33 protein-coding genes are annotated in these 25,312 nt (G+C 69.8%); 25 read left to right on the forward strand and 8 right to left on the reverse strand.

Features of this window, described 5'->3' with window-relative positions; all coding sequences use genetic code 11:
• Nucleotides 1-211 precede the first annotated feature (211 nt).
• Nucleotides 212-2,665 carry a beta-glucosidase family protein gene (locus IO39_RS08385; protein WP_043618722.1) on the forward strand — a complete coding sequence of 818 codons (2,454 nt, stop codon included), beginning with the start codon at nt 212-214 and terminating at the stop codon, nt 2,663-2,665.
• A 94-nt stretch (nt 2,666-2,759) separates the two neighbouring features.
• Here IO39_RS08385 and IO39_RS08390 read toward each other — a convergent pair whose 3' ends face one another.
• Nucleotides 2,760-3,746 carry an endonuclease/exonuclease/phosphatase family protein gene (locus tag IO39_RS08390; RefSeq protein WP_084772504.1) on the reverse strand — a complete coding sequence of 329 codons (987 nt, stop codon included), beginning with the start codon at nt 3,744-3,746 and terminating at the stop codon, nt 2,760-2,762.
• Nucleotides 3,747-4,247: 501 nt separating this feature from the next.
• Here IO39_RS08390 and IO39_RS08395 point away from each other — a divergent pair.
• Genes IO39_RS08395 through IO39_RS08405 form a run of 3 tightly spaced genes read left to right on the forward strand, consistent with a single transcriptional unit; the run spans nt 4,248 to nt 7,185 of the window.
• The gene (locus tag IO39_RS08395; protein WP_052422601.1) at nt 4,248-5,402 is read left to right on the forward strand and encodes a sensor histidine kinase; all 1,155 of its coding nucleotides are present in this window, start codon (nt 4,248-4,250) and stop codon (nt 5,400-5,402) included.
• Nucleotides 5,399-6,517 carry a hypothetical protein gene (locus IO39_RS08400; RefSeq protein ID WP_157548038.1) on the forward strand — a complete coding sequence of 373 codons (1,119 nt, stop codon included), beginning with the start codon at nt 5,399-5,401 and terminating at the stop codon, nt 6,515-6,517. Before IO39_RS08395 ends, IO39_RS08400 begins: the two co-directional genes overlap by 4 nt.
• The gene (locus IO39_RS08405) at nt 6,487-7,185 is read left to right on the forward strand and encodes a sigma factor-like helix-turn-helix DNA-binding protein (protein ID WP_043618731.1); all 699 of its coding nucleotides are present in this window, start codon (nt 6,487-6,489) and stop codon (nt 7,183-7,185) included. The genes IO39_RS08400 and IO39_RS08405 overlap by 31 nt, the downstream gene beginning before the upstream one ends.
• A 57-nt stretch (nt 7,186-7,242) precedes the next feature.
• Here the strand turns inward: IO39_RS08405 and IO39_RS08410 are convergent, their stop codons facing one another.
• Nucleotides 7,243-7,818: a Uma2 family endonuclease gene (locus IO39_RS08410; protein ID WP_052422602.1), complete on the reverse strand. Its 576-nt coding sequence runs from the start codon at nt 7,816-7,818 to the stop codon at nt 7,243-7,245.
• Between the two features lie 298 nt (nt 7,819-8,116).
• On the opposite strand from IO39_RS08410, the gene IO39_RS08415 reads away from it, so the two are divergent.
• Complete coding sequence (locus tag IO39_RS08415) at nt 8,117-8,779, forward strand: lytic polysaccharide monooxygenase auxiliary activity family 9 protein (RefSeq protein WP_043618734.1); 663 nt, start codon at nt 8,117-8,119, stop codon at nt 8,777-8,779.
• 23 nt (nt 8,780-8,802) lie between these two features.
• Here the strand turns inward: IO39_RS08415 and IO39_RS08420 are convergent, their stop codons facing one another.
• Together IO39_RS08420 and IO39_RS51845 are read right to left on the reverse strand one after the other, a co-directional pair.
• Nucleotides 8,803-10,038 (reverse strand): site-specific integrase, encoded by a 1,236-nt coding sequence (locus tag IO39_RS08420; RefSeq protein ID WP_043619263.1) that lies wholly within the window; start codon nt 10,036-10,038, stop codon nt 8,803-8,805.
• Entirely contained in the window at nt 10,038-10,490 is a 453-nt protein-coding gene (locus IO39_RS51845) for a helix-turn-helix domain-containing protein (protein ID WP_157548040.1), read from the reverse strand. Before IO39_RS51845 ends, IO39_RS08420 begins: the two co-directional genes overlap by 1 nt.
• 92 nt (nt 10,491-10,582) lie before the next feature.
• Between IO39_RS51845 and IO39_RS08430 the strand changes: the two genes are divergently transcribed.
• The 18 genes from IO39_RS08430 to IO39_RS08515 all read left to right on the forward strand — a co-directional run bounded on the left by IO39_RS08430 (nt 10,583) and on the right by IO39_RS08515 (nt 19,707).
• Nucleotides 10,583-10,801: a helix-turn-helix domain-containing protein gene (locus IO39_RS08430; protein WP_043618737.1), complete on the forward strand. Its 219-nt coding sequence runs from the start codon at nt 10,583-10,585 to the stop codon at nt 10,799-10,801.
• A 361-nt stretch (nt 10,802-11,162) separates the two neighbouring features.
• Nucleotides 11,163-11,948 carry a bifunctional DNA primase/polymerase gene (locus IO39_RS08440; protein ID WP_169789032.1) on the forward strand — a complete coding sequence of 262 codons (786 nt, stop codon included), beginning with the start codon at nt 11,163-11,165 and terminating at the stop codon, nt 11,946-11,948.
• Nucleotides 11,945-13,459 (forward strand): winged helix-turn-helix domain-containing protein, encoded by a 1,515-nt coding sequence (locus IO39_RS08445; protein ID WP_052422605.1) that lies wholly within the window; start codon nt 11,945-11,947, stop codon nt 13,457-13,459. The genes IO39_RS08440 and IO39_RS08445 overlap by 4 nt, the downstream gene beginning before the upstream one ends.
• Nucleotides 13,456-13,683 carry a hypothetical protein gene (locus tag IO39_RS54175; RefSeq protein ID WP_043618743.1) on the forward strand — a complete coding sequence of 76 codons (228 nt, stop codon included), beginning with the start codon at nt 13,456-13,458 and terminating at the stop codon, nt 13,681-13,683. Before IO39_RS08445 ends, IO39_RS54175 begins: the two co-directional genes overlap by 4 nt.
• The gene (locus IO39_RS55960) at nt 13,665-13,922 is read left to right on the forward strand and encodes a hypothetical protein (RefSeq protein ID WP_169789033.1); all 258 of its coding nucleotides are present in this window, start codon (nt 13,665-13,667) and stop codon (nt 13,920-13,922) included. Before IO39_RS54175 ends, IO39_RS55960 begins: the two co-directional genes overlap by 19 nt.
• Nucleotides 13,919-14,356, forward strand: a complete 438-nt coding sequence (locus tag IO39_RS55965) for a helix-turn-helix domain-containing protein (RefSeq protein WP_043618748.1) — start codon at nt 13,919-13,921, stop codon at nt 14,354-14,356. Before IO39_RS55960 ends, IO39_RS55965 begins: the two co-directional genes overlap by 4 nt.
• Nucleotide 14,357: 1 nt before the next feature.
• On the forward strand, nt 14,358-14,993 hold the full coding sequence (locus IO39_RS08465; protein ID WP_043618751.1) for a hypothetical protein: 636 nt from the start codon (nt 14,358-14,360) through the stop codon (nt 14,991-14,993).
• A complete protein-coding gene (locus IO39_RS54180; RefSeq protein WP_157548042.1) occupies nt 14,990-15,205 on the forward strand; it encodes a hypothetical protein in 216 nt (71 codons plus the stop codon). Before IO39_RS08465 ends, IO39_RS54180 begins: the two co-directional genes overlap by 4 nt.
• 137 nt (nt 15,206-15,342) lie before the next feature.
• Nucleotides 15,343-15,690, forward strand: a complete 348-nt coding sequence (locus tag IO39_RS08470; protein ID WP_157548044.1) for an HNH endonuclease signature motif containing protein — start codon at nt 15,343-15,345, stop codon at nt 15,688-15,690.
• 120 nt (nt 15,691-15,810) lie between these two features.
• Nucleotides 15,811-16,188, forward strand: coding sequence for a hypothetical protein (locus tag IO39_RS08475; RefSeq protein WP_211266938.1), 378 nt, complete (start codon nt 15,811-15,813; stop codon nt 16,186-16,188).
• The gene (locus IO39_RS08480; RefSeq protein WP_157548046.1) at nt 16,185-16,430 is read left to right on the forward strand and encodes a hypothetical protein; all 246 of its coding nucleotides are present in this window, start codon (nt 16,185-16,187) and stop codon (nt 16,428-16,430) included. Before IO39_RS08475 ends, IO39_RS08480 begins: the two co-directional genes overlap by 4 nt.
• A 182-nt stretch (nt 16,431-16,612) precedes the next feature.
• On the forward strand, nt 16,613-16,816 hold the full coding sequence (locus IO39_RS08485; RefSeq protein ID WP_043618756.1) for a hypothetical protein: 204 nt from the start codon (nt 16,613-16,615) through the stop codon (nt 16,814-16,816).
• Entirely contained in the window at nt 16,813-17,340 is a 528-nt protein-coding gene (locus tag IO39_RS08490; protein ID WP_043618759.1) for a DUF6879 family protein, read from the forward strand. The genes IO39_RS08485 and IO39_RS08490 overlap by 4 nt, the downstream gene beginning before the upstream one ends.
• The gene (locus tag IO39_RS08495; protein WP_043618762.1) at nt 17,321-18,175 is read left to right on the forward strand and encodes a helix-turn-helix domain-containing protein; all 855 of its coding nucleotides are present in this window, start codon (nt 17,321-17,323) and stop codon (nt 18,173-18,175) included. Before IO39_RS08490 ends, IO39_RS08495 begins: the two co-directional genes overlap by 20 nt.
• Before the next feature lie 59 nt (nt 18,176-18,234).
• Nucleotides 18,235-18,693, forward strand: coding sequence for a hypothetical protein (locus IO39_RS08500; protein ID WP_157548048.1), 459 nt, complete (start codon nt 18,235-18,237; stop codon nt 18,691-18,693).
• The gene (locus tag IO39_RS08505; RefSeq protein WP_043618768.1) at nt 18,690-18,965 is read left to right on the forward strand and encodes a hypothetical protein; all 276 of its coding nucleotides are present in this window, start codon (nt 18,690-18,692) and stop codon (nt 18,963-18,965) included. Before IO39_RS08500 ends, IO39_RS08505 begins: the two co-directional genes overlap by 4 nt.
• Nucleotides 18,962-19,195, forward strand: a complete 234-nt coding sequence (locus IO39_RS08510; RefSeq protein ID WP_043618771.1) for a hypothetical protein — start codon at nt 18,962-18,964, stop codon at nt 19,193-19,195. Before IO39_RS08505 ends, IO39_RS08510 begins: the two co-directional genes overlap by 4 nt.
• Nucleotides 19,192-19,707 (forward strand): hypothetical protein, encoded by a 516-nt coding sequence (locus IO39_RS08515; protein WP_043618774.1) that lies wholly within the window; start codon nt 19,192-19,194, stop codon nt 19,705-19,707. Before IO39_RS08510 ends, IO39_RS08515 begins: the two co-directional genes overlap by 4 nt.
• 1,789 nt (nt 19,708-21,496) lie before the next feature.
• On the opposite strand, the gene IO39_RS08525 is transcribed toward IO39_RS08515, so the two are convergent.
• From IO39_RS08525 to IO39_RS08535, 3 genes are read right to left on the reverse strand one after another with little or no spacing between them, the layout of a single operon-like run.
• Nucleotides 21,497-21,817 carry a hypothetical protein gene (locus IO39_RS08525; RefSeq protein ID WP_043618780.1) on the reverse strand — a complete coding sequence of 107 codons (321 nt, stop codon included), beginning with the start codon at nt 21,815-21,817 and terminating at the stop codon, nt 21,497-21,499.
• On the reverse strand, nt 21,814-22,122 hold the full coding sequence (locus IO39_RS08530; RefSeq protein ID WP_157548052.1) for a hypothetical protein: 309 nt from the start codon (nt 22,120-22,122) through the stop codon (nt 21,814-21,816). Before IO39_RS08530 ends, IO39_RS08525 begins: the two co-directional genes overlap by 4 nt.
• Nucleotides 22,119-22,790 carry a hypothetical protein gene (locus IO39_RS08535; RefSeq protein ID WP_043618786.1) on the reverse strand — a complete coding sequence of 224 codons (672 nt, stop codon included), beginning with the start codon at nt 22,788-22,790 and terminating at the stop codon, nt 22,119-22,121. Before IO39_RS08535 ends, IO39_RS08530 begins: the two co-directional genes overlap by 4 nt.
• Nucleotides 22,791-22,977: 187 nt before the next feature.
• Between IO39_RS08535 and IO39_RS54185 the strand changes: the two genes are divergently transcribed.
• A complete protein-coding gene (locus IO39_RS54185) occupies nt 22,978-23,235 on the forward strand; it encodes a hypothetical protein (protein ID WP_157548054.1) in 258 nt (85 codons plus the stop codon).
• Between the two features lie 339 nt (nt 23,236-23,574).
• The gene (locus IO39_RS08545) at nt 23,575-24,651 is read left to right on the forward strand and encodes a C45 family autoproteolytic acyltransferase/hydrolase (protein ID WP_043618792.1); all 1,077 of its coding nucleotides are present in this window, start codon (nt 23,575-23,577) and stop codon (nt 24,649-24,651) included.
• A 68-nt stretch (nt 24,652-24,719) separates the two neighbouring features.
• On the opposite strand, the gene IO39_RS08550 is transcribed toward IO39_RS08545, so the two are convergent.
• Nucleotides 24,720-25,289, reverse strand: coding sequence for a hypothetical protein (locus tag IO39_RS08550; protein WP_043618795.1), 570 nt, complete (start codon nt 25,287-25,289; stop codon nt 24,720-24,722).
• Nucleotides 25,290-25,312 lie beyond the last annotated feature (23 nt).

The following is a 25,312-nucleotide window of genomic DNA, read 5'->3' on the forward strand; positions in this document are numbered from 1 at the left end:
GTCACCGCCCGGGAGATCGCGACTGAAAGTTTCATGCTCGTCAGCCCCTTCGGCCCGCTGGTCAGAAAGACGGGCGAAGACGGATAATCCGCGCGTCAAACAATCGATGCCGAAATTTTCGGAATAACAGCGAAACATTCTTGACGACCCTGCGGACGGCACATAAAGTCCCGGCTTAATGATCGGGATGAATCTCTCGAAAGTCGCAACCATGACATCTGTCAACGCAGCGGGCCTCGCGTCCTGGCAGGACGCCGCCCGCACCCCCGGCGAGCGGGTCGAGAGCCTGCTGGCCGAGCTGACCCTCGAAGAGAAGGTCGCGCAGCTCGGATCCGTGTGGATCCAGACGGGCGAGACCGGCAACGTCGCGCCCTTGCAGGACCGCTTCGCGGTGGACGGCGGGCTGGAGGAACGGCTGCGCTACGGGCTCGGGCACCTCACCCGCGTCTACGGCACCGCCCCCGTGAGCCCCGCCGAGGGCGCGGCCCGGCTGCGCTCGCTGCAGGAGCAGGTCAGGGCCGCCAACCGGCACGGCATTCCGGCGATCGCCCACGAGGAGTGCCTGACCGGGTTCGCGACGTACGGGGCGACCGCGTACCCGACGCCGCTGGCCTGGGCGGCGACCTTCGACCCCGGCCTGATCGAGCGCATGGCCGCGGCCATCGGCGACGACCTGCGGGCGGCCGGGGTGCACCAGGGGCTCTCGCCCGTCCTCGACGTGGTGCGGGACTACCGGTGGGGCCGGGTCGAGGAGACCTTGGGCGAGGACCCGTACCTGGCCGGGCAGCTCGGGGCGGCGTACGTGCGGGGCCTGGAGTCCGCCGGCGTGATCGCCACGCTCAAGCACTTCGCCGGGTACGCCGCCTCCCGCCTCGGCCGCAACCAGGCCCCCGTCAGCATCGGGCCCAGGGAACTGGCCGACGTGATCCTGCCGCCGTTCGAGACGGCGCTGCGCGAGGGCGGGGCCCGGTCGGTCATGAACGCCTACATCGACCTCGACGGCCTGCCCGTCGGCGCGAACCCGCAGCTGCTGCGCCGGCTGCTGCGCGATGAATGGGGGTTCGACGGGACGGTGGTGGCCGACTACTGGTCGATCCCGTTCCTGGCGTCCATGCACGGGGTGGCCGAGGACCTCGCGGCGGCGGGGGAGCTGGCCCTGCGGGCGGGCATCGACGTGGAGCTGCCCGAGACCCACGGCTACGGCGCCCACCTGGTCGCCCACGTCCGCGCGGGGCGGGTGGACGAGGCGCTGGTGGACGAGTCGGTACGCCGGGTGCTGCGCCAGAAGATCGACCTCGGCCTCCTGGACGCCACCCCCGGGACCCCGGGCGCGGACGGGAAGGGCGAGACGCAGGCCCAGCCGCCCGCCCTCGACGGGAAGGGTGAGACCGAGGCCAGGCCGTTCGCCCTCGACGGAAAGGACGTGGCCGAGGCCCGGCCGCTCGTCCCCGGCGCCGCCGATGACCTGGACCTGGACAGTCCGCGCAACCGCGAGCTGGCCGCGACCGTCGCGGAACGTTCCATCGTGCTCCTGAGCAACACCGCCGCCCTCCTGCCCCTCGGCCCGGACACGACCGCGCGGATCGCGGTGCTCGGGCCGTGCGCCGACGACCCCCGTACGCTGCTGGGCTGCTACGCCTTCCCCAATCACGTGCTCGACCGCTACCCCGGGCACGGCACGGGCCTGCCGATCCCGTCCGTCAGGGAGCGCCTGGCGGCCGAGTTCCCGCGGGCCGAGCTGCCGTACGCGCTCGGCGCGGACGTGGCGGGCGACGACGCCTCGGGCATCGCCGCGGCGGCGGAGCTGGCCGCCGGCGCGGACCTGGCGCTGCTGTTCGTGGGGGACCGGGCGGGGCTGTTCGGCGGCGGCACCTCGGGCGAGGGCTGCGACGCCGAGGACCTGCGCCTGCCGGGGCTGCAGCCGGACCTGGTCGAGGCCGTCCTGGCCACCGGCACGCCGACGGTGCTGGTGGTGGTGTCGGGGCGGCCGTACGCGCTGGGGGCCTACAAGGACCGGGTGGCGGCGGCGCTCCAGGCGTTCTTCCCCGGCGTGGAGGGCGGCGCGGCGCTGGCCGGCGTGCTCAGCGGCCGGGTGAACCCGTCGGGGCGGCTGCCGGTGCAGATTCCCGCCTCGCCCGCGATCAACCCCTCCACCTACCTGCAGCCGCCCCTGGGCAGGAAGGCCGAGGGCATCACGGTGCTCGACCCGACGCCGGCGTACGCGTTCGGGCACGGGCTGTCGTACGCGCCGATCGAGTACGTCTCCCTGACCACCGACCGCCCGGAATGCCCTGTTGACGGGGAGATCGAGGCCCGGGTGACGGTGCGCAACGCCGGGGACCGCCCGGCCGAGGAGGTCGTGCAGCTCTACGCCTCCGACCCGGTGGCGCAGGTCGCCAGGCCCGCCGTCCAGCTCATCGGGTTCGCGCGGGTGGCGCTGGAGCCGGGGCAGGCGCGTACGGTGGCGTTCGGCGTGCCTGCGGACGCCTTCTCCTACACCGGGGCCGAGCTGCGCCGCATCGTGGAGCCGGGCGCGATCACGCTCTCCGCGGGTCCCTCTGCCGACGACCCGCCGCTGCGCGCCGCCATCCGGGTCACCGGCGAGCTGCGCGAGCTGCGCGGCGCCCGCCGCCTCACCACCCCGAGCCGGCTCCTGGAGAGCTGACCGGGGCCGCCGTACGCCACGCGGGGCGGCCCGGCCGGGACCGCCGGCCTCAGGACGGCGGCGCAGGGAGGCCGAAACCCGCCGGGGCGGCGGCTCAGGGGAGGCGGAGGTCGGCGAAGACGCCGCGGTGGTCGGTCCCGGGCACGTCGAGGATCTCCACCCCGTTCACCGCCACCCGCCGGTCCACCACGACGTGGTCGATGGAGATGATCGGCGGGATGGGCCGGAAGTTCGGCCACGTCGGGGTCAGCCCCTTGCCCACCTGCTCGGCCGCGTCCACGTATCCCCGCTCCAGCAGGTCGCGGAAGGCACGATGGTCGAGGCTGGCGTTGAAGTCGCCGGCCAGCACCCTGACCGCCGAGGCCGAGGCCGGGGGGAAGGAGCGCAGAGCGCTCCTCCACTCCTCCTCCATGCGGCCCAGCGGCGGGTTGGGGTGCACGGCCACGACCTCGACCTTGCCGCCACCGGGCAGCGTCACCGTGGCGGCCGGCATGTTGTGCCCGATCGGCGGGAACAAGCCGGACAGCTCCGCCATCGGATGCCTGGAGTAGATGCCGCTGCCGGTCGCGCCGGTCTCGGGCTGCAGCACGCGGTACGGCATCAGCTCCCGCAGCCCTGCCGCGTCGAGCCGCTCGGCCTCGGCGTGGGTCAGCTCAAGGGCGCTGAACACCTCGACGTCGTGCTCGCGCACGAAGTCCACCACGGTCTCGGCGTCGCCCCGGCCGAACAGGTTGACCGTCAGCACCCGCAGCGGCTCGCCCTTGGCCGCGGGCTGCTCCTGGCCGAACGCCCGCGGCGCCACGACCGCCGCCATCACCGCGCACGCGAGCGCGGCCACGAGCGCCGCCCAGCGGTCGCGCCGCAGCAGCGCCACGAGCGCGGTCAGCGCCGCCAGCCCCGCGCCGTACGGCGTCACGGTCATGAGCTGCGTCAGGAACGATCCCTGCTCCCACCCGCCGGCCCGCAGCACGGCCCAGCTGGCCAGGAACACGACGATCGCCCAGGACAACCATCGCCTGCGCCGCTTCTTCGGTTGGGGCTGATCGGCCGCGGACCGCTCGACACCGATCGTCGTGCTCACTCCGCCTTCCCGTCCCCGATCCGTTCCATAGGTTGAACTTTAAACGGCCTCGGAGCGGTGCGACGCGCATCCTCAGCTCGTCCTCAGGTTGCCCCCTGCCAGGCCCGCCGCGACGATCAGCCGCTCACCCGCTCACCCGAGCCGCGGCCGGAACGTGATCACGAACACTGTCATCCGGTCGGTTCCCTCCCAGCGCGATCTTCGCGGCCCCGCGTCCCAGTAGACGCTCGCGCGCGCCCGGCGCGGATGACGGCCGATCGGCCGTCGTGGCGTCCCGTGACGGTCGTTCAGCCGTCATGCCGGGCGGCCCCGGCGGGGACAGGCTTCGGGGGAGGACGACGAACCTCCGCCGGAGGTGAACGATCTTCCACCGGAGGTGCACGATCATCCTCCCGAGGTGGACGAATACCCGCCTGAGCCTGCCCAGGAAGACTGCCATGCCATTGCTGACCTGCGTTATCGTGAGACCCGTCCTGTGCCCATCTCGCGTGCGGACGGCTCATGGCTCTCTCCGGCTCCACGAGATACGACTCGGCCACCAGGCAGCTGGACCAGGCGGTCGCGCGTACGGGGGCAGGCGCGCGCAGCGCGGTCGGCTCGGTGGCGGTCGTGGCGGCTCTGTTCGGCGCGGTCCCGCCGGTCTCCGCCGCGTGGCTGGCGCCGGTGCTGGCCGTCCACCTCGTGTGGACGGGCCTGTACATCCGGGTGTTCTGGCGCAAGCGGCCGCTGCCCCACTGGCTGGTGGCCGGTGATGTGGCCATCACGGTCGCGCTGTGCCTGGCGCAGGTCCACCTCGTGGCGACCGAGACGCTCGTCACGGGGTCGAGCTGGGTGCACGGAGCCGTCACGATGACCATCGTGATGGCCGGGGTCACCTGGCGGCCCGCACTGGCGATCCCCGCGGGGCTCCTCCTGGCGGCGGCGTTCGCGACGGGGGTGCGGCTGGCCTCGCCCGGCCACGGCGTCCTCGGGCCGCTCGGCATCCACCTCGTCCAGCTGCTCGCGATCGTGCTGCTGATGACGCTGCTGCGCCGCGCGGCCCGCTCCGCCGACGCGTTCCTGCGGCAGAGCGCGCGCGCCGAGATCTCCCTCATCGTCGAACGGCTGCGCCGCGAGGACGAGCTGCGCCAGGTCGGCAGCATCCACGAGACCGCGCTGCACACGCTGACCATGGTCGGGCTGGGCACCTATGACGAGCCGTCGCCCACCCTGCGCGCGCAGGTGGCCACCGACCTGGCCGCGCTGGAGCGGCTGCGCGACCAGCCGGGCGCCGACCCGGCCCCCATCGCCCTGGACACGCTGCTCGACGAGGTGGCGGGCCGGGCCACCGGCCTCGACGTGCACCGCCGGCTGACCCCCGAGACCGTGCCCGGCGAGGTCGCCGAGCGCTTCGCCCGCGCCGTCACCGAGGCCCTGGCCAACGTGGCCCTGCACGCCGGGGTGCACGAGGCCGAGCTCGTCTCCGCCCGGCGCGACGGCGGCATCCTGGTCGAGGTCGCCGACGCCGGGCGCGGCTTCGACCAGCACCGCTTACCCCCCGACCGGTTCGGCGTGCGCGGCTCCATCCTCGACACCATGCGCTCCCTGCCGAACGGCGGCGCCGAGATCTCCTCCGGCGACCGGGGCACCCGCGTGAGCCTGTGGTGGCGGCCATGACCGAGGAGATCGAGCAGATAGCCCGCCGCTACGCCCGCTACACCGCGCTCGGCGCCGTCGTCATCGCCGCCGTCTGGCACCTCGGCTACGACCTCACCGTCACCCTCACCGGCTGGAGCTCCTTCCGCTGGCCCGTCGTCGCCCTCGCGGCCTGGATCGTCTACTCCGCCGTCCTGGTCGTCGGCGCGCTCGCGCTGTCGCGCACCGGCCGGGGCCCCGGCAGGATCAGGGAGCTGGCGCTCGCCGCGCTGGCCGTGGACGTCGCGGTGATCGCGGCCGTCCGGCCGGAGGAGCTGCTCGGCATCAGCGACTGGGGATGGGGCTCGGTCGGCTGGCTCGCCGTGATGCTGAGCTGGAACCGGCCCCGCTGGAAGAGCGAGGTCACGGCCTTCCTGGCCGCCAACGCCGCCATCATGCTGGCCGCGATGGCGGTCTCGGGCTCGCTCGACCGCGTCTCCATCGCCAAATACCTGGTCGTCATCGCCGGCGGCGTCACCATGCAGCTCGGCTACATGGCCGGCTGCCACATGCTGATCGCCCGCGCCGAGGAGACCGTGCTGCTGGCCCGCCGGCTCGCCGCCGACGACGCCTGGCGCGAGTCCGCCCAGCGCATCCACGCCGACCGGCTGCGCCGCTACGAGGCCATCCGCGACGTGGCCGACGGGCTGCTCAAACAGCTCGCCAACGGTGCCGACCCCGGCGACGCGCGGGTGCGCGAGGACTGCACCGCCGGCGCCATGCGGCTGCGCCGGCTCATCACCGAGCGGGAGGACGTGCCCGACGAGCTGGTGTCGGTGCTGCGCGAGCGCATCGACGCGGCCGAGCGGCGCCAGGTCCTCGTGACGGCCCCGCCGTTCGGCGAGCGGCTGCCCGACCTGCCGGACGGCGTGCGCGAGGACCTGCTCCGGGCCCCCGTACGCGCCCTCGACGGCGCCAGGACGCGGGCCAGGGTCACCGTGTCGGCCATGTCCACGATGGTGAGCGTGGCCGTGGTGGCCGACAACGAGGATCTGCCCATCAGCCCCGCGCCCGTGCGCGAGCCCAGCGGGGTCGTCGTCAGCTACCAGCGGCAGGGAGGTGAGGTATGGGTCAACAGCGTCTGGCAGGGCCCGTGACGGTCGCCCTCGTGGAGGACCACCAGGTGGTGGTGGACGGCGTGCGGTCGTGGTTCGGGCCGCCGAGCCCCGTCGAGCTCGTCGCGCAGGGCCCCACCATCGAGTCCGTCCGCGGCGTGGCCGCCGACGTGCTCCTGCTCGACCTCAACCTCAACGGCACCATGGTGGTGGACCGGGTCGGCGAGTTGTGCGCGGGCGGGCAGCGGGTGATCGTCTTCTCCGAGCACGAGGAGCCCGAGACCGTGCGCGCGGTGCTGGACGCCGGGGCCTCCGCCTTCATCGGCAAGGGCCGGGCGACCCGGGAGACGTGCCTGGAGACCATCCTGGAGGTGGCCGCCGACCGGCCCTCCGTGACGCCCCCGATGGCCCAGGCCATCGCCACCGATGAGGGCCCCCATCGGCCGCAGCTCTCCGACAAGGAGCGGGCGGCGCTGTTGTACTGGTTCCAGTCCATGTCGAAGGCGTCCGTGGCGGCGCGCATGGGGATCAAGGAACGTACGGTGCGGCAGTACATCGACCGGGCGCGGGTCAAATACGCGGCGGCCGGAAGGCCCGCGCCCACCAAGGAGAAACTGCTCATCTGCGCCATCCAGGACGGGCTGGTGCGGCCCGACGAGGTGACCGTCTACACCTCCCTGGCCGCCCGGACGCCGTCCGAGCAGGAGTGAGACTCCTGGACCCCGGCACTCCCGGCAGGAGGGGGCCGGCAGAACCGGGGTCCAGGTCTACTCGACGAACTGGCTCGGGTCGATGCTGACGGGGAACGGCTTCGTGAGCTTGACCGTGGTGCCGGCCTTGTGGGCGACGGGCGGTTCGTAGGTGTCGCCGTTGAGTTCGTGAACGTAGAGAACCGGGCCTTCGTCCAGCTCGATCCGCCAGTAGACGGGGACCTTCGCCTTCTCGTATGCCTTGGCCTTGAGGTCTTCGTCCAGCATCTTGGTGCTCGGGCTGCCCACCTCCACCGCGAGCAGCATGTCCTGGGGTGCGAACATGAGCTGCCTGATCCTCAGCGCGCTTCTCGGCACGACGACGACGTCGGGGATGTAGTAGTCCTTCTCGGACACCCGCAGGTTGACGGCGGTCAAGGCCACCAGATCGGGTGGGGCAGCGGAGCGCAGGGCGAACATCACGTTGGAGATCGCCAGTTGGTGGAGGACGGTGGGGGCAGGGCTCACCAGTAGGCTCCCGTTGAAGAGCTCGTAGCGGTTCCCGTCGTCGGGGAACTCGAGCAGGTCGTCGATCGTGAAGGGCCGGCCGCTCGGAAGGAACGGGTCCGTCCTGCTCGGTTCGATCGTTGCCATCAAGGTCACCTGCTCAGTATCGGGAGTCTCGCCCTCGTCGACATGCTACTTCCCCGAATTCCGTCACTTTACGTTTCGGTGCGATCACATAACGGGCAGAGATGTCGGCGGTTGAAACTTTCAACTCTCTGACCCGTTCGGGGAAAACCCTTTCCGCTGTTCACCGGGGGCATCGCCGAACGACGCCGGCCGTTGACATCCGCCATCACTTGGCCTGCCCCGGCTCGTCAGATACCGTCGCGCACCGGGAGCGCTCCTCACCACCGGAATCCCCCGACCGGAACACGGAGACCGCACAATGCCCCACGCAGCACCCCGCCGGGCGAAGCGCGCCCTGATCCTGCTGATCTCCCTGGCGATGATCTTCACCATCCCGATGACCGGCACCGCCTCCGCCCACGGGTCGGTCGTCGACCCCGCCTCCCGCAACTACGGCTGCTGGCTGCGCTGGGGCAGCGACTTCCAGAACCCCGCCATGCAGCAGCAGGACCCCATGTGCTGGCAGGCCTGGCAGGACAACCCCAACGCCATGTGGAACTGGAACGGGCTCTACCGCGACAACGTCGGCGGCCAGCACCAGGCCGTCATCCCCAACGGCCAGCTCTGCAGCGCCGGCCAGACCGACGGCGGACGCTACCGCTCCATGGACACGCCGGGCGCGTGGAAGACGTCGAACCTCTCCGGCACGTTCGACATCCGCCTGACCGACCAGGCCTACCACGGCGCGGACTACATCCGGGTCTACATCACCCGCCAGGGCTACGACGCCACCACCACCCGGCTCGGCTGGAACCACCTGGAGCTGATCCGCGAGACGCCCAGGTACGCGCCCGCCAACACGTACATGATCACCGGCCTCAACAAGGGGTCGCGCACCGGCCGCCACGTGGTCTTCACGATCTGGAAGGCCTCGCACATGGACCAGACCTACTACTTCTGCAGCGACGTCACGTTTACCTGAGGAAACGTGCGAAAAGTTCCCGCCTAGGGCACAACCAGGGCACTCGACACCTCAGAAGTGCCCCGTGCGAAGAACGTGTCCATCGCCCGCCGGGCGCGGTCCGCCGCGTCCGGCATCAGGTGCGTGTACGTCCGCAGCGTGAACCCTGGGTCAGCGTGCCCCAAGTACTCCGCCACCGTGCGGATGTCCACGCCGGCAGCTAGCCACGCGCTTGCCGCGGTGTGCCGTAGCGCGTGCATGCCGTTCTCCCGGCAGACTGGCACCCCCGCCCCCTGGAGGCCGGCCCGCCATACCCGGTTGAAGCAGCAGCGATGCAGCACCTTCCCGTCCTCGCCCACGAACAGCAGCGCGGCCGTCACCGGCTTCCCGCCCGGCCGCAGCCAGGGCAGCGTCACCTCGACCGGCGGGAACGCAGCGATGTGCGCCGACAGTCGCAGGCCGACCGCCTCCGGCAGCGGCACCGTGCGCGTCTTCCCGCCCTTCGGCGGCGAGAAGACCAGTTGCTTCTCGATGAGCCGCACCTGACGGAGAACGTGCACCTCGCGGCCGAGGAAATCGACGTCGTCGAGCGCGATGCCGAAGAGCTCGCCCTGCCGGTGCGCGCAGCCGGCGCCGAGGATCGTCATCGGTGCGAACCGGTCGGGCAGCGCCTGGTCGACTGCTTCGACCTGATCGAGTGTCCACGGCACGACCTTCTTGCGGACGACCTTCGGCGACTTGACGGACTTGGCCTGAACCGGGTTGCGGCCTATCACCTGGTCGTCTATCGCCGCGTCAAACACCGAGGAGGCCACGCCCATGATGCCCTTGATGGTGGACGGCTGCAGCCCGGCCGCCTCCATGTCCTTGACCCACGCCTGCACCAGGGAGGGCCTTTTCGCCAGCACGGCTAACGCCTGCTCGCCGATCGGTTTGTCGCAGATCCACGCGAGTCGGCTGTCGGTGCGCTCCAACGTCGTAGGGTCGCCGGTGATCCCGGCTCGCCACTGCCGCGCGTACGCGGCCAGTGTGACGCGGCCGGCGCTCGGGTCGATGTAGTCGCCCCGATCCAAGCTCGCCTTGATCTGGGCGTCCTTCCGCTCAGCCGCAGGCTTCGTCTCGAAGTTGAGCTTCTGCTGCTCGCCGGCCTCATCGCGCCAGCGGACCTGCCACCGCATGCCGATTCCATGCTCGGCGGTCGGCACCTTGGCGGGCCTGCACTTGCACTTGGCCTCGCCTGGCTTGGGCCGGGTCTTGTGCCACCTGTCGTAGACGCTCATCACTCCACCGCCAAGTCTCGCCGGCCTTCAGGCCGCGCATGCAGTAGGAAGTCGAGGAACACGGCGCTGTACCGCTCGCCATCGCTTCCCATCGCGATCGGACCCTCACCGTCCGCCCACCTCCAGGCGATGTCAGCAGGCACGACACCGACTCCAGTCAACTCGACCTCTCCTGCGGTCGTGGGCGGTAGCAGGAGAGCGGAGGGATTCACCCGGAGGGCTGCAGCAAGCGCCACGAGGTCATCAACGTCAACCTTCCGTTCCTTCTTCTCGATCTTCGTGATTCCGGTCGGCTGGATGGGGCGCCCGACGTCAGTCAGGAGCTTTGAGAGGCGAGCCGTCGAGAGCCCACGGGCGGTCCTGACACGCCTCAGGTTCTCTGCCACCTGTGCCCCAGTGGGGCCGACCTCGTTCGTGCGCCGAGTAGGTTTCGGCTCGTCTACTGCTGCCATATAGGGAGCATCCCATGCCAACTTGACAGGTAGCAAGCCATGCTGAGACGCTTCCAGACAGGTTGCGATCAGTCCCTAATAGGGAGCAATTCATGTCTGTTAAGTACAGCGAGCAGGTCAGGCGGAACCTGGCCACGCCTCAGGAGGTCGCCGACTTTCTCGGCATCCCTGAGGCCACCCTCAGACAGTGGCGCTACCAGCGCAAGGGCCCCGACTTCGGCATGGTGGGGCGCCACGTCCGCTACGACTGGAAGGACGTTGAGTCCTACTGGAAGCAGCAGAAGCAGCAGTGTGGTGGTGCTGCCCGATGAACACGCCGAAGACACAAAACGACCCTGGGGGAGCGGCAACTCCCGCCAGGGCCGAGAACGACCATCAGGTCGCCGAAGACACCGCCAGAGTACAGCGTGGCTACGACTTAAGCCATGCCCTTAGCCGCCGCCGCTACCCCGCCGCGCACGTCTCCCTGTACGCGCCTCACCGCGGCCGGCGCACCTGGTGGTTCGCCTACAGGTGCGAGCACTGCGGGTACGGGCATCAGGGGCACCTCCGCAGCGCCTCCGACGAAGACTCGGCGATGCGCGCCGTACAAGGCGTACGCCGTTCCAGGTGCGGCAAGCGCGTGTGGATCGTCGTCGCCAGGGTCTACCGCGGCCAGCAGGGGGTGGCCGCGTGACCGAGCACAAGAGGCTCGCCGCTGCCCTGACCTATGTGGGCCAGGGTTGGCCGGTATTCCCCTGCATCCCGGGGGGGAAGCGGCCGATCGGCCGGTTCGCTCCTAACGGCCTGCACAACGCCACCACCGACATTGAGTTGGTCTCGTGGTGGTGGACGTCTGAGCCCGACGCGAACATCGCGATCCCGACCGGCCGGGACACGTTCGACGTGCTCGACGTCGATCAGAAGCCGGACGGCACCGGATGGCCGGCGTTCAACCGGTGCAAGGCCGCGGGTCTGCTGCCTGAGCCGTACGCCATCAACGGCACGCCCTCGGGCGGCATCCACGCCATGTACGTCGGCACCGACCAGGCGTGCGGAAGTCTGCGCAAGCACCACCTCGACTTCAAGGCGGCGGGCGGATACATCCTCATGCCGCCGTCCGTCGTTCAGGGACGGGCGTACACGCTCATCACCGAGCGTCCAGGCGCGCGGAACCAACTCAACTGGTCTGAGGTGAGGTCGTTCCTCGACCCGCCCAAGCCCGTACAGGTCACCCGCCTGCGCGCCAGCAACGGCACCGGCGTCGACCACCTCGCCACCTGGTTGTCCGGCAAGACTAAGCCCGGGAGGAACCAAGCCCTGTTCTGGGCCGCCTGCCGAGCTGTCGAGAACGGCGCCACCGAGCAGGAGCTACACGAGCTGTACCGGTCGATGCAGTTCGGCAACGGATTCGACGAGCGACAGGCCGCCCGGACGGTGGCCGACGCGTTCCGCATCACGAACAGGAGGAGCGCGTGAGCGACCCTGAGACCCCCTCCGCCAAATTTGGTGAACTCCTGGAGACGGTTAGGGGTGCCTACAGGAAGTGGTTCGGCGACAAGTACGACCTCGATGCCCTCGACGCCGTCCTGTCCGCCGCCGCTGCCGAGAGGCTCAAAGGTGACCCGTGCTGGCTCCTGGTGCTGTCCGGGTCCGGAGCGGCCAAGACCGAGACCGTGATGCCGCTGGAGGGTGCTGGTGCCCTGGTCGTGTCAACGATCTCAGGTGAGGCAGCGCTCCTGTCCGGAACGAGCGAGAAGGACCGGGCGGCAGACGCGACAGGTGGCCTGTTGTGCAAGCTCGGCTCCACGGGGCTGTTGGTTGTCAAGGACGTGACCACGATCATCAGCATGTCGCGTGACTCCAGGGCCGAAGTGCTGGCTGCGCTCCGCGAGGTGTACGACGGCCGATGGAACCGTGAGGTCGGAACCGAAGGGGGCAAGACGCTTTCCTGGCGCGGAAAGATTGCCGTCATCGGAGCGGTTACGACGGCATGGGACTCCGCTCATGCGGTGATCTCCAGCATGGGCGACCGGTTCGTTCTCGTCCGCATCGACTCCACTGAGAACCGTCGCGAGGCCGGCCTTCAGGCGCTCAGGAACGTCGGCTATGAGGTCGCCATGCGAGAGGAACTGCGCAAGCTGGTAGGTGAGCTGATCGGTTCCGTGGAGCGGGGCACAGTCATCGAGTTGACCGATCGAGAGATGGAGAGCCTGCTCGACCTGGCGGACGTCGTCACCCTCGCTCGGACCGCCGTCGAGCGCGAAGGGCCGAAGGTCGTCTATGCCCACGCACCCGAGATGCCGACCCGCTTCACGAAGCAGCTCGCACAGATCGTGCGCGGCGGGATCGCCCTCGGGATGGACCGGGCCCACGCCTTCGCTGTTGCGGCCCGGTGCGCGGGAGACAGCCTGCCCCCTCTCCGTCGTCGCATCCTCGCCTACCTCTTCAAGGAGGGACCAAAGCCCGTTGGCGACGTCAAGAACGGGTTGAAGCTCCCCAGGACCACCGTCGAACGCGGCCTGGATGAGTTGCACCTACTTGGCGTGCTGGAGACCAGAGATGAGAAATGGGGCCAGGGAACCCGCGACGTCTTCTCCATCGCGGAACACATCGACAGGTCGGCATTGGCGAGGTTAACCAAAAATGGCGAAGGGGCTCCCGGGGGAGATGGTGCGCCACCGAAGGCCACCAAAAAAGGCGACACCCTCCCCCAGGATGACGGGGCGAGGTTGACCAAAAATGGCGAACCCCCTCCCGAGATCCACCCGGGCCAACTCCAGGTTGAGGGCACTCCGTCGCGCGAGCCAGCACCGAGCAAATCGCGCTCCGTTCGCAAGCCCGCCAAGCGGAAGCTCCCCAAGCAGAAGTGCGGGCACTGCGGGAAGTCGTACACCCCGATCAAGCTGCCGTCGAAGTGGTGCGGCACCTCATGCCAGCAGAAGAACTACAAACTCCGCCGCAAGGCCCGTGAACAGGAGAACTCGTGACCGCACTGACCATGCTCGCCGACCACCTCGACATCACCATGCCAGAGATGGAACAGCGGCTCATCCACTTCATGACGCGGGTGAACTGCCCCGGATGCCACCGCGAGATCGCACGCCGCATCGATGACGTCGTTCGGTACCACCGCACGCCCGAGGGTCACCCTTGCCAGGCGAGCGGAACCTTCCTGGCCGCCACGCTTGACGAGTGGCAGGCGACCTCATGACCTGCAAGCGGACCACCACGACGACCGACCACAGCGCGGGCGGGTGGCCGCTCGCCCCGTACGACCACGGATACCCAGGGGTCCACCGATGCGGCTCTATCCTCGCCCGCGCCCTCAACGGGCAGCGCGCCTGCCAGCAGATCGCCGTCTGGCGGATCCGCACCCGCGGGCGCAACTACCAGCGGACGGGCTACTACTGCGACGACGACCTCCCCGACGACGGGCCGGCCGCCGCATGACCGACGCGCCCCGCCGCACCACCGCCGTCGTCGGGCTCGACGGGCCGGCCGTCGTCATCTCCGCCCGCGCCTGCGCATGGCTCGACAAGTACGCCGACCTCCGCCAGCTCCGAACCCGGTACGCCGCCCTCGTAGACGACGAGATCACGCAGACACTCCTCCACATGGGCGTACTCGCCGCAGACTGGCACAACCGCCACGGCGCCAGTCCCGCGAACGGGACCGCCGTAGCGGACACGACGAGACAACCGCCACCGTTGGAACTGACCACACAGCAGGCCGCAGACCTGATCGGCATCAGCCCGTCCGGGATCCGCAAAGCGATCAACCGCGGCCAGCTCGACGCCACCAGAAGCAACGGCCGATGGACCATCTCCCGCGCAGACGCCGAGATGTACCGGACCCGCCCACCAGCCCGACCAGGAGGCTCCTAACGTGCCGCTCGACAAGCAGACCCGCGAGGCGATCCTCCGGCTCAAGCAGACCAACGCCGCCAAAGCCAAGCGCATCCGCGAAGACAAGCGAAACAGCCCCGAAGGTATCCGCCGCAAGCTGGCCGTCCTCGACGCCCAAGAGCGAGCAGCGATCAGCGCGCTCCGGCAAGACGGGGAGAACCGCTACACCGCAGCCGTACACAAGGGGCAGCGCACGCTGCTCGGCATCCGCCCCGAAGACGGAGACCCCATCCAGGCCGCGCGAGAACTCCGCGCCTGCACCGAACGGGCCAACGCCATCAACCGGGTTGCCGACGCCGAACAGCTCATGGCCACCGCCCGCCGGCTCGGAGACACCCTGCTCGAACGCGCCATCTTCGCCCGCGCATGGGACCAGTGCAAGACCGACCTCGGCGCGCAGAAGTGGGGCGGCATCGTCCGCGACTACCTCGACCACCACCCCGACATGCGAGCCACCGCCCAGCAGCTCGGCGACCTCCTCGACGCCGACACCCCCCAAGTGCGCATGCAGGACCAGATGATCTGCGGCCACAGCAGGGCCCCCGAACTCAGCCGTATGACCGACGCCGACATAGACCGACTCGCCACAGAAGAGACCCAGGGGGGTGCCGCGTGAACGACCCCATCCGAGCCTGGCACCAGGCCAGGCAATACCGGGGCTTCACACTTCCCGACCCGCCAGCGGCGCCGGCCGCCGACCCGTACCCCTCCGAGTCCCTCGTGCCCGCAGGCAAGCCAGTGTCAGACCCGGCAGTGGCCGACGCCTTCAACAGCTTCCTACGCGACCAGCTCGACGGCGTGTACGGCTCCACAACCGCATGGCAGTAGACGGCTCGGAATGGTGACCCGAGAGGAGGCAGACGTACAGGCCCTTTCCTCCTTTCAGCCTCGTACGTCGTGGCAGCCAAGCGGACCGACTCTCCATGACTGGGGAGTCGGTCCGCCCTACACAAGGAAGGAACCTCATGACCAGGCGCATACAGAAGAACCCGCGTGACCGCGTAGAGAACGGCTCATGGCGCAGCAGCCCGCGGCCTGTCGATTGGCCGGCCAGAGTCCAGCAGGTCAAGACACGCGACCGCGTGTGCCAATGGATCGAGCACGGCAGGATCTGCGGCTCCGGCCAAGACCTCGAAGTCGACCACATCGGAGACCCCGCCGACCACGACCTGTCGAACCTCCGGCTGCTGTGCAAGCCGCATCACACGCAGCGCACCAACGCGCAGAAGGTCGCAGGCATCCGCGCGTACCACGCCAAGCGACGCAGGCAGAGGACAGAGGAAGCGCATCCAGGACTGATCGGCGACACATGATCGACGATCAGCGAGCCGAGATCACCCAGGGGCATCCCCCCTTGATCGTTTCCGCGCGAGCCCGTATCGGCATAGCGCTTCCGATCCCCTGAGACCTAAAACGCACCATGGGAGGTGCCCGTGAACGACCGCAAGACTCCGCCGCCACCGAAGGGTTCGGGCAGGTCGGGCCGCAAGTTGTGGAATTCGATCATGAATGATCTGGATTTGGACGCGCATGAGGAACTGCTGCTTTTGCAGGCGGTTCGGTGCGTGGATCGGCTGGATTTGATCGCTGAGGAGCTGCAGAACGCGCCTCAGACGGTCGAGAACAGCAAGGGTGACTTGGTCACGCACCCACTGATCGTCGAGCAGCGGCAGCAGTCGCTCACGCTGGCGCGGCTGCAGGCGTCGCTGCGGCTCCCGTCCGGTCTGGTCGAGGGCGGGGACGACCTTAACCGGCCGCAGCGCCGTGGGGCTGCTCGCGGCTCGTACGGCGTGCGTGGTGTGGTGGCGTGAGGAGGCGTAGGGGTTCGGCGGACGTGGCCGCGCTGCGGCAGGAGGCTCACGGCCTGGTGGCTATCACGTACTACGCGGCGGCGCTCGGCGGGGACGTCGAGGCGGCGCGCTGCCGGGTGCGCCTGGTGGAGATCGTTGAGGCGCTCGGGTTCGAGGAGCCGCCGCCGTGGCGGGAGCTGGTCGAGCGGCCGGCGCTGATCGACGAGTGGGCGGAGAGGTTCGGCCTGTCTGTTTGGCGGTGATTCTGGGAGTTTCGAGAGGCTCCTCGCGCGCATACGCGCGGGGAGTTTCCGGACTTTCCGGACAGGTCTACGCGCGTGCGCGCGAGGTCGGCGGGACTTCTCCTCGCGTCATGCCTTGACGAGCCAGTGGTGCCGAAAGACGATCTGAGGGCGCAACACACCGCAACCCCACAGGAGCGAGCATGCGCCTCACGTTCGTCGCGAAGGACCCCGAGAGCAACCCGACTCAGTCGCCGACGCTCTACCGGACAGACCGGGGGAGCTGGGTCGTGCAGGGATGGGTGGTCACAGACGATGACGCTCTCCGACAGATGAACATCCCCGAGGGGGAGACCGCTGTCGAGATCCCCGACCGGCTGGTCCCGTTCTTCCGGGACGGGGCATGATCGTCTCTGACGATGAGTTCGAGAGTCTGCTCGGCAGCTTCCAGCGCGAGGCCATCCATCTGGAGACTCGCGACGCCTACGGCACGGCAGTCGAACTGCCGCACATGGCGAAGTGGGAAGCCGGCGAACCCGACGACCTCGAATGGCTCCAGGACTGGTGCGCGACGCTCCGGGAGCACACAGCCGCCGGGCGATCCGTACGCCGCGCACGGATCGTCTCAGAGCCCCTGAGCAACTACCAGCGCTGGTCCCACAGCATCGCCCATCCCATGGTTGATGCCGGCGAGGACATCCGCTGGGTGCCGCGTCACCGGCTCACTGAACCGGGCGGCATCGTCCTGATCCCCGCGAACGACTTCTACGTCTTTGACGGGCGCGTAGTCGTGTTCCTGACCTACGTAGGCAACGGTCTCGTGCGCGAGATGATCAGCTCCACCGATCCCCTCGACATCGCGGCCTGCGAGGACGCGTTCGCCGACGTCTGGAAGCTCGCCATCCCTCACCGTGACTACTCGCCCACCTAGCCCAGCACAGCAGGTCGCCGAAGAACTCGGCATCCGCCTACGGGAGATCCGTCAGGGCGCGGCCCTCACCGGCCGCGCCCTCGCCGCGCAAGCAGGCTGGCACTTCACCAAGGTCAGCCGCATGGAACACGGCGTGAAGGTCGCCACGGAGGAAGAGATCCGCATCTGGTGCCGCATCTGCCGGGCTGAAGACCAGATACCTGACCTTGTCGCCACCGTCCGCGCCATCCAGACGATGTACCAGGAGTTGCGCCGCCAGACCCGAGCAGGCATGAAGCGCCTGATGCGGGCCCCCGTCCCGCTGTACGAGCGCACCAGGCGTTTTCGGATCTACGAACACAACGTCATCCCAGGTCTCTTCCAGACGCCAGCGTATGCGCGGGCGATGCTCACGTTCTGGTTCGGCTTCCTCGACGCGCCCAACGACCTCGACGAGGCGGTGGACGCTCGCATGGACCGGCAACGCGTGATCCACTCCCGGGGCAAACGCTTCGACGTGCTCTTGGAGGAGCAGGCGTTACGGACCTGGTTCGGGACAGCCGACGTGCAGGCGGAGCAGCTTGAGCGGCTGCTGACGGTCATGTCACACCCGCACGTCTCGCTGCGCATCATCCCCCTGATGATCGAGCGCCCCTGTGTTGCCTCGACCGGCTTCTGGATCTACGACGATGCCATGGTGACGCTGGAGACTCCCACCGCAAGCTTGGAGGTCACGCGACCACGGGAGGTTGAGCTCTACACCCGGATGTTCGAGCGGTTGGCCACCGTGGCGCGGAAGGGCCAGGCGGCGCGTGAACTCGTTCTCGATGTGCTTGGCGAGCTCCACAGGCACTAATCGCCGCAACATTCCGCAACATCCTGGCCTGCGCGAAGCCCAGTTTCTACGGTCCTGACATGGACAGTCACGGGTCCGTTCCCCCGATGCGAGCGCCCGCCCCGGTGCCTGGCACGGGCGCCCCCACGAGCAGGCCGGCCGGCCCCGACACCGTGACCGGGTGTCGGCCGGCCGTCGAGATCCCCAACCTGAGCGGCCAGGAGATCCAGCAGGCGGTCGCGCGGGCAGCGTTCGCGGCCCGCTTGGGCGCGGCCCGCGAGCAGCATGCGATCCGCACGCTGGAGCAGCTGCGCGCCTCCTATCCCGGCTGGCACATCGAGCGGCGCCGCGACGACGCGGGCCGGGAGTGGTGGGTCGCGGTGCTGCTGGCCGCGATCACGCCGGAGATGCATGAGGCCGGCGTCGTCGGAACCGTCCAGAAGCAGGACGGCGGCACGCTCGCGGATTCGCTGGCGTGGCAGTCGTCCCTGCTGCGGAACATGCCGTCCCCGGCGGCGGAGAGCGGCGGCACGCGATGATCGCCCACCCCCCGGCCGGCTGCCCGCCCTGGTGCACCTCGGCGCACGACGCGCATGAGCAGCATCACGGCATCGTGTGCGTGGTTCCCCTGGACAGGCCCCTGGGCCAGGCGAAGACGGTGTGGGCCGACCTTCTGCAGGCCCTGGACGAAGACCGGCCCGAGGTGCACGTCGGCCTCGGCGGGACGCACATCGTGCGGCTCGCGCCGGACGACGCGGTGGACCTCGGCTGGGCGCTCCTGGAGCTCGGACTGCTGGGACGTGAGCAATGACCGGCCCCGACCGGCCCGCGCCGGCCACCGGACCGCAGCCCCGCGACCTCATGTCGTACGCGACATGGCTGGACGAGGAGGGCTACCACGCCCTCCTCTACCGCCGGCTTCCCCCTGACGCGATCGAGTACGGGTGCCTGCAGCAGGTGTGGGCCACCACCGAGGAGGAGATGCGCAGGGCCGCCGCCCAGAACCAGATCAAGATCTGGGAGTGGGAGGAACAGGCGTGAGCGGCAACCCCCTGTGCCTGGCGTGCGGCGCCGAGCTGCACCCCACCGCGGACGGGTGGGCGGACGACAACGGCAGCACCACATGCCCGCGCCGCGGGCGTGGAGAACACCAGGTGGAGCAGATCGTGCCTGACGAAACCAGCTATGACCCGGACTGGATCGACCACAAGGAGCCGGTCACCCCGGACGACATCCGGCTGCTGCATCAGCAGGCGCTCGACGCCGGCTGCGACCCGGACGCCCTGGAGCGCGGCCTGGCAGCCGCGATCCGGGAGGCGGGCAGCATCGAGGACCTCGCCCGCCAGTGGACGCACCGCAACGAGATGCGCCGCATGCTGGCCGAGTTCAGGGCGCAGATCCGCCGTAACCGCCGGCCGCCCGCTAAGCCGCCTCTGACGGACGACCTGACGCCCAAGAGGACCCGGAAGGACGACAAGCGCCGCCTCCAGGAGCTGGTGCGGAAGTATCCCGACCTGGCCCGCGAGGCTCTCACCGGCGGCGACGCCACCTGAACGGCCCGACTCCCGGCGGGCACACGCGCCGGGAGCCGGGCGCACAACCCCCTTTCGGGAGCTCAGACCGCAGAGCATCGCCACCCGGAGGGGAAGGCCCTGCCCCCAGCTTTCGCCCAGGGGAGCCCGGGTTCGGGGCAGGGCAACGCAAGACCCCCTCCGGGGCGCTGGGAAGGATGAGCTCCCGGCAGCCGGAGGGCCGGGTGGCCCCGCCCTTGAGGTGTGGCGGGGCCACCCCCGCAGACGGCCCGGTGTTAGAACGGTCCGCCGGGCCACCGGCCCCACCCGTGGAGGAAAGGCAGGGTGGGGCCACCAAGCGCCGCCCCCGGGAGGGCACGGATCGCGCCGCAGGACTTCGACCGGTCCTGGCGCTCGCTGCGACCGGGCCAGTACGCACTCCGGGGGCGGCACCTGCCAGGAAGCCGAACCCGCCGCGTACCTCCCAAGGAGTCCTGGCCGAAGGACGACCAGGGGTAGCGGCCACCGTCGCCCCCTCTAGGCCGTCTAGGAGCGCGTTTTCCCAGGGTGCGAGCCCCTAGCTTCCTAGGCCGGCCGTCTAGCTCCTAGACTCTCGACGTCTACTCCTAGGCCCTGGCTAGGGGGTCTCGGAGAGGGTCAAGAGGTGCCTCAAGAGCCTGCGGCCGAGGGTCAAGGACTTGAGCCTCAGGAGGTCGTTCTTGAGCCGCTCTTGAGCCTCAAGGTCCAGGACTTGACCCTGCCTTGAGCCTCCAACGCAGACCCGTTACGTAACGCGCGCACGGCCCCGTTACGCGCGTGACAACTTCCGTTGTCGGCTGGAGGGAGGCAGGCAGGGAGGCAGGGAGAACTCCCTCACCGCCTCCCTGACCCTCCTCCATCACGCTGAGCAGCCAAACTCCCTCCCAGGGAGGCCAGGGAGGCGAGCGGAGTTAGGTCGCCTGCACCCCTTAAAACGGGCTCTGGAAGGGTCGTAGAGCCTCCCTCCGCGTAGCGCGCGGGAGGGCACCTCGACGACCTCAGCTAACACCAGCTAACCGGCTAACCGGCTAACAATCCGCAGGTCAGCAAGGCTACGCAGACGGGTAACCTGGATGCTAGATCACTAACCGTGTTAGGTCGTCCGAGGTCACCCGACTAACACGGGAACTTCGTCACAGCACCGTCACAGCACCAGGGGTGGCGCCACCCCGGAGCGACACCCGAGGACAGGTGTCGGTGCGAGTGTCGGCAGCGGTGTCGCCCCGCCTGTACCGCCCCTGTACGGAGGGGGTACCGGGCCGGTACAGGGCAGCGGAAAGCGCCTGACTTCCATGAGGTGGACGCGACCATTCCGCGACCACGAAGTGTCGGCGCCGGCGTCGATGAAGTGTCCGCCGAGTGTCACGCCGGAGGTCACGAGACCGGTCGCGGATCGAGTCACGAACCGGTCGCGACCACGGCCGGTGTCCGCGACCAACCAGGCGACCGAAGCGCGACCAAAATCACGGGCTTGACCTGCATGGACGCGAAAAGCATGTGACGCCGTTCGTGACCACATCCGTGACCACGAAACCGACCACGAGTGGTCGCCGATTCCAGGTCAACTTGGTCGCGGCCGGCGACCGTGGACGCGACCAGCTCGCGACCGGACACGCGACCACCAGGAACCGTACTCCCCCACGTACCTCTTCTTCGCGCCACGAAGAGGTGCTTGGGAGGGTTCGACAACCGTGAAGGAACCGCTTCAGAACCGAACGAGAACCGGCCAGGGAACGAAAGAGCCCCCGCCACCAAGGGGAGGTGACGGGGGCTCGGCGAGGATGAGGACAGCCTACGCGCTGTCCGCCTCGTCGCAGATCTTCGCCAGGTACTCGGCCAGACGCCGCGCCTCCGACAGGGGGAACATGTGCGCGCTGGCGCTGATCCCGACGAAGGTCACCATCACCTCACCGTTGTGCCTGGCCTCCTCCAGGCCCACCAGGAAGCCCTCCTTCCGGAAGGAGACGCCCATGCAGCCCGCGTCGACCGTGACGGTGAACTCCTCCGAATCGCCGCAGTGCGGCTCGTCCGGGTGGATGACGTGGTCCGCCTCGCACCACGGCACCGGGCACGGGTGCGGCACCCTGTAGGGCGCCTCAGTCATCGTGGTCACAGATCCCACCCCCGAGCCTCCATCAGAGTGCGGGCGGCGCCCCGTACGGCGGCGGCCACCCGGCCGGCGTGCTCGCCCTCGATCCGGTCGAGAACGTAGGCGACTTCATCGGCAACCGCGGGCCGGAACTCGATCAGCATGCGCGGTTCCGCGTAGGCGAGCCGGACCAGGCCGTCAGGCTCGTCCTGGTGCCCGTCGATCAGGATGGCGATCACAGCCAGGTCGCCAAGCTCGACGGGGGCGGTACGGTGCTCGCGCGGCTGTTTGCTGTGGTCGCGCGAGCACCAGGGGAACCGGCAGCTCATGCCGTCGCCTTGACGGTCGAGGTGCGGCAGGAGATGCACGAGGGGTCGTCGCAGCGCCCCTCGGAGTCGAACGGCATCGGCGCGGGCTTCCAACCCGCGACCGTGGCACCCCGGCGCGCGTCGAGAACGGAGTTCAGCGCGGCGGTGAGCTGCTCGCGCTCGGCGACGGTGAACACGCTGTCCCGATCCTCGGTCATCGCGTGCATGTCGCTGCCGGACATGTTGAGGTCGTGGGCGATCTGCGCGGCAGCCAGGTTGCCCCAGGTGAACGCCTTGAGCAGGTGGCCCTCCGCGACCTTGGCCCTCTCGGCGAAAGCGTCGATGTCCGCGCTCAACTGGTCCGCCTTGGCCCTGGTGGCGGACATCTCGACGGTGAACGCCTCGATGAACTCCCGGCTCAGCCCGACGTCCATGCCGTTCGCCATGAGGTCCTGGAGGTGCTGCAGGGCCGCGTCGGTGGTGGAGCGGGCCTGAGTGACGGGGTCGGCGCAGGAGCAGGCGTACAGCCACGTCTCGCCGCCCTCGTGGGCGTACAACTCCATCGCCTTGAGGTTGCCGTTCTCGTTGCCGCAGACGACGCACGCGCGGCCCGCAAGCTGGGCGGGCGTGAGCGTCTCGGGGTCGAAGTCGATGCGGGTGTGATCGGCGTTGGGCGTAAGGTTGCCCATGGGTCATCTCCCTGTTGTAGGCAGGTTGGTGATCAAGGGCCTGTTCGGTGGTCGCACACCGGGCAGGCCCGTTTTGCTGTCTCCGACCGTACGCTGACCGATGACACCCGTCAACCCTGGAGAGACGACTCTCCTTGAATGACTGTCCATAGGCGACAGTCGTACAGAATGGGCTTACACTCGCAGCATGAATGAGGAGCCGAAAGCGCCCTGGGTACCGGTCGGAGTGGACGCCATCGCAGAGAGGTTGGGCGTATCAGAGAACACGGTTGTCGTCTGGCGCCGGCGCTCGGCGAAGGAGTGGGTCAACGTGGCCAAGTTCCCGGAGCCGCGAGGAAAGATCTCCGGCCGCGACTGGTGGTGGTGGAAGCACATCGAGGACTGGGCTCGGGAGACAGGCCGTCTCAAGTCAGGGCACACAGAGGGCACAACGCGCCAAGATTGACCGAGATCTGTTGAGATCGTTTAAGTAGGCATCGGCCCAGCTCAGAAGGGTTACGCAGGAGTCTTTGCAGGTGGGAGACCTCCCTGCTTCAGAGCTACTACTTCTGCAGCGACGTCACCTTCAACTGACCGGTCGTGCCCGCCGCCGCGCCGGGCTCCGCGCCCGGCGGGGTGGCGCGGGCCGGCGTGCCGGGAGGAGAGGTTCCGCCTGCGGCGGGCCCGGGTAGGAGATCGGCGGGTACGCGTGCGTACTGTTCAGAGCGACGCCGGGCGGTGCGCCCGCGTCAGCGACTCCTCCGCCGCGCAGCTCCCGCGGTGCCGCCGACTCGATGGACAGGTCATGACATTCCCCACTTTCACCTCCAGCCATCCCCGGATCCGGGGCAAGGAACTCGGCAGCCGGCTGGCCCCGCGGATCACCGCCAACCTCGCCGGCTACACCGAGCTGTTCAGGGTGGCCGGCGCCGGCGACGCGCAGGTGCGCGCGTGGGGCGAGCGGGCGCTGGAGCGCTCGGCCGCGTGGGCGCCCGGGCTGGCGGACGAGATGGCGGAGATCGCGGCCGGCGCCGGGCTGGAGCCCTGGCAGGTCGCCGTGGTCAACGCCCGCACCGAGATCCTGGCGGCCATCGACATGACGGGCGCGCCCGGCGTGGCGGGGGAGGGCGAGTGCTCGACGTCCGTGGTGCTGCCGCCGGACGGCCCGCCGCGTACGGTGCAGACCTGGGACTGGCACGACCACCTGCGCGACGCGCCCGTGTTGTGGGAGTACGAGCACGGCTCCGGCCGCGTCGTGCGCACGTTCACCGAAGCGGGGGCGCTGGCCAAGATCGGCGTCACCACGGCCGGGCTCGGCGTGCACTTCAACCTCCTGCGCCACCGCTCCGACAGCGCCGACATCGGCGTGCCCGTGCACCTGATCGCCCGCCGCATCCTCGACGAGGCGGACACGGTGGCGCAGGCCGCCGAGATCGCCCGCTCCGCGCGGGTGTCGGCCTCGACCGTCATCACGGTCGTCACGGAGACGGAGGCGGCCTCCATCGAGATCTCCCCGGCCGGCGTGGCGGTCATCCCGCCGCGCCCCGGCGGCGTCCTGCTGCACTGCAACCACTTCCTGGACGACGGCCTGGCGGCGGGGGAGCGGCACGCCAACGACCGGCCCGGCACCTACCGCCGGCTGCGCCACCTGGAGGAGAACGTCGCCGGCCTGCGCGGCGCGGACCTGCACGGGCGGGCGCTGGCCATGCTCGGCCACGAGCCCGACGGCGCGCCCGTCTGCGCCCACCCCGACCTCACCCAGCCGATCCACCAGCGCTGGGAGACCATCGCCACGATCGGCCTCGACCTGCCCGCCGGGCGGCTGCGGGTGCACCGGGGCGGGCCCTGCCGCGTCACGGAGACGACCTGGCAGACGTTCTGACCGTCCCGCACCCGAGCGATCGCCGGGTGCGCGCGCGGCCGGGTCCGGCGTCAGCGGAGGGTCCGGCGTCAGCGGAGGGTCAGGGTGGACAGGCGGGCGCCGAGGTGGTCGAGCAGGTCCAGCTCCACCCCCTTGCGCGCGGCCGGCCAGGCGAACGCCTGCAGGCCGTGCTCGGGGACGACGACGATCCGCCCGCCGACCCGTACGGCCCCCACCTCGGCCGGCAGCCGCACGATGCCGTAGGCGGCCCAGCGGCGGGGACGGCGCAGCCACGGCACCGGGCTCACGTTGTGACGAACGTTGCCCTCGGGCCGGGCCAGACCGCCCAGCAGGGAGGCGGCGGGGCGCGGGCGCAGCACGTCCTCGTCGGCGAAGTCGGCCGCGGTCGTGGCGCCCGTACGCAGGCTCCAGCGTCCACCGCGCTTGGGGGACAGCAGCCACACGTCCAGCCAGAACAGGCCCACGCCGTCGAGCCTGGCGAAGGCCGTGGCGGCCAGGCGGTGGCCGACGTACAGGGAGAGCGGGCTGAAGCGGTGCCGGCCGCCGAGCGTCTCGGGCAGCTCCTTGGGCAGGCCGTTCGCGATCAGCCGGCGGCTCTCGGTGACGGGGGTGTATCCGAGGTACTCTGCACGATCCACGGGTCTCATCGGACCTCCGGGCT

It is taken from the genome of Nonomuraea candida, assembly GCF_000725485.1.
GTDB classification, from domain to species: domain Bacteria; phylum Actinomycetota; class Actinomycetes; order Streptosporangiales; family Streptosporangiaceae; genus Nonomuraea; species Nonomuraea candida.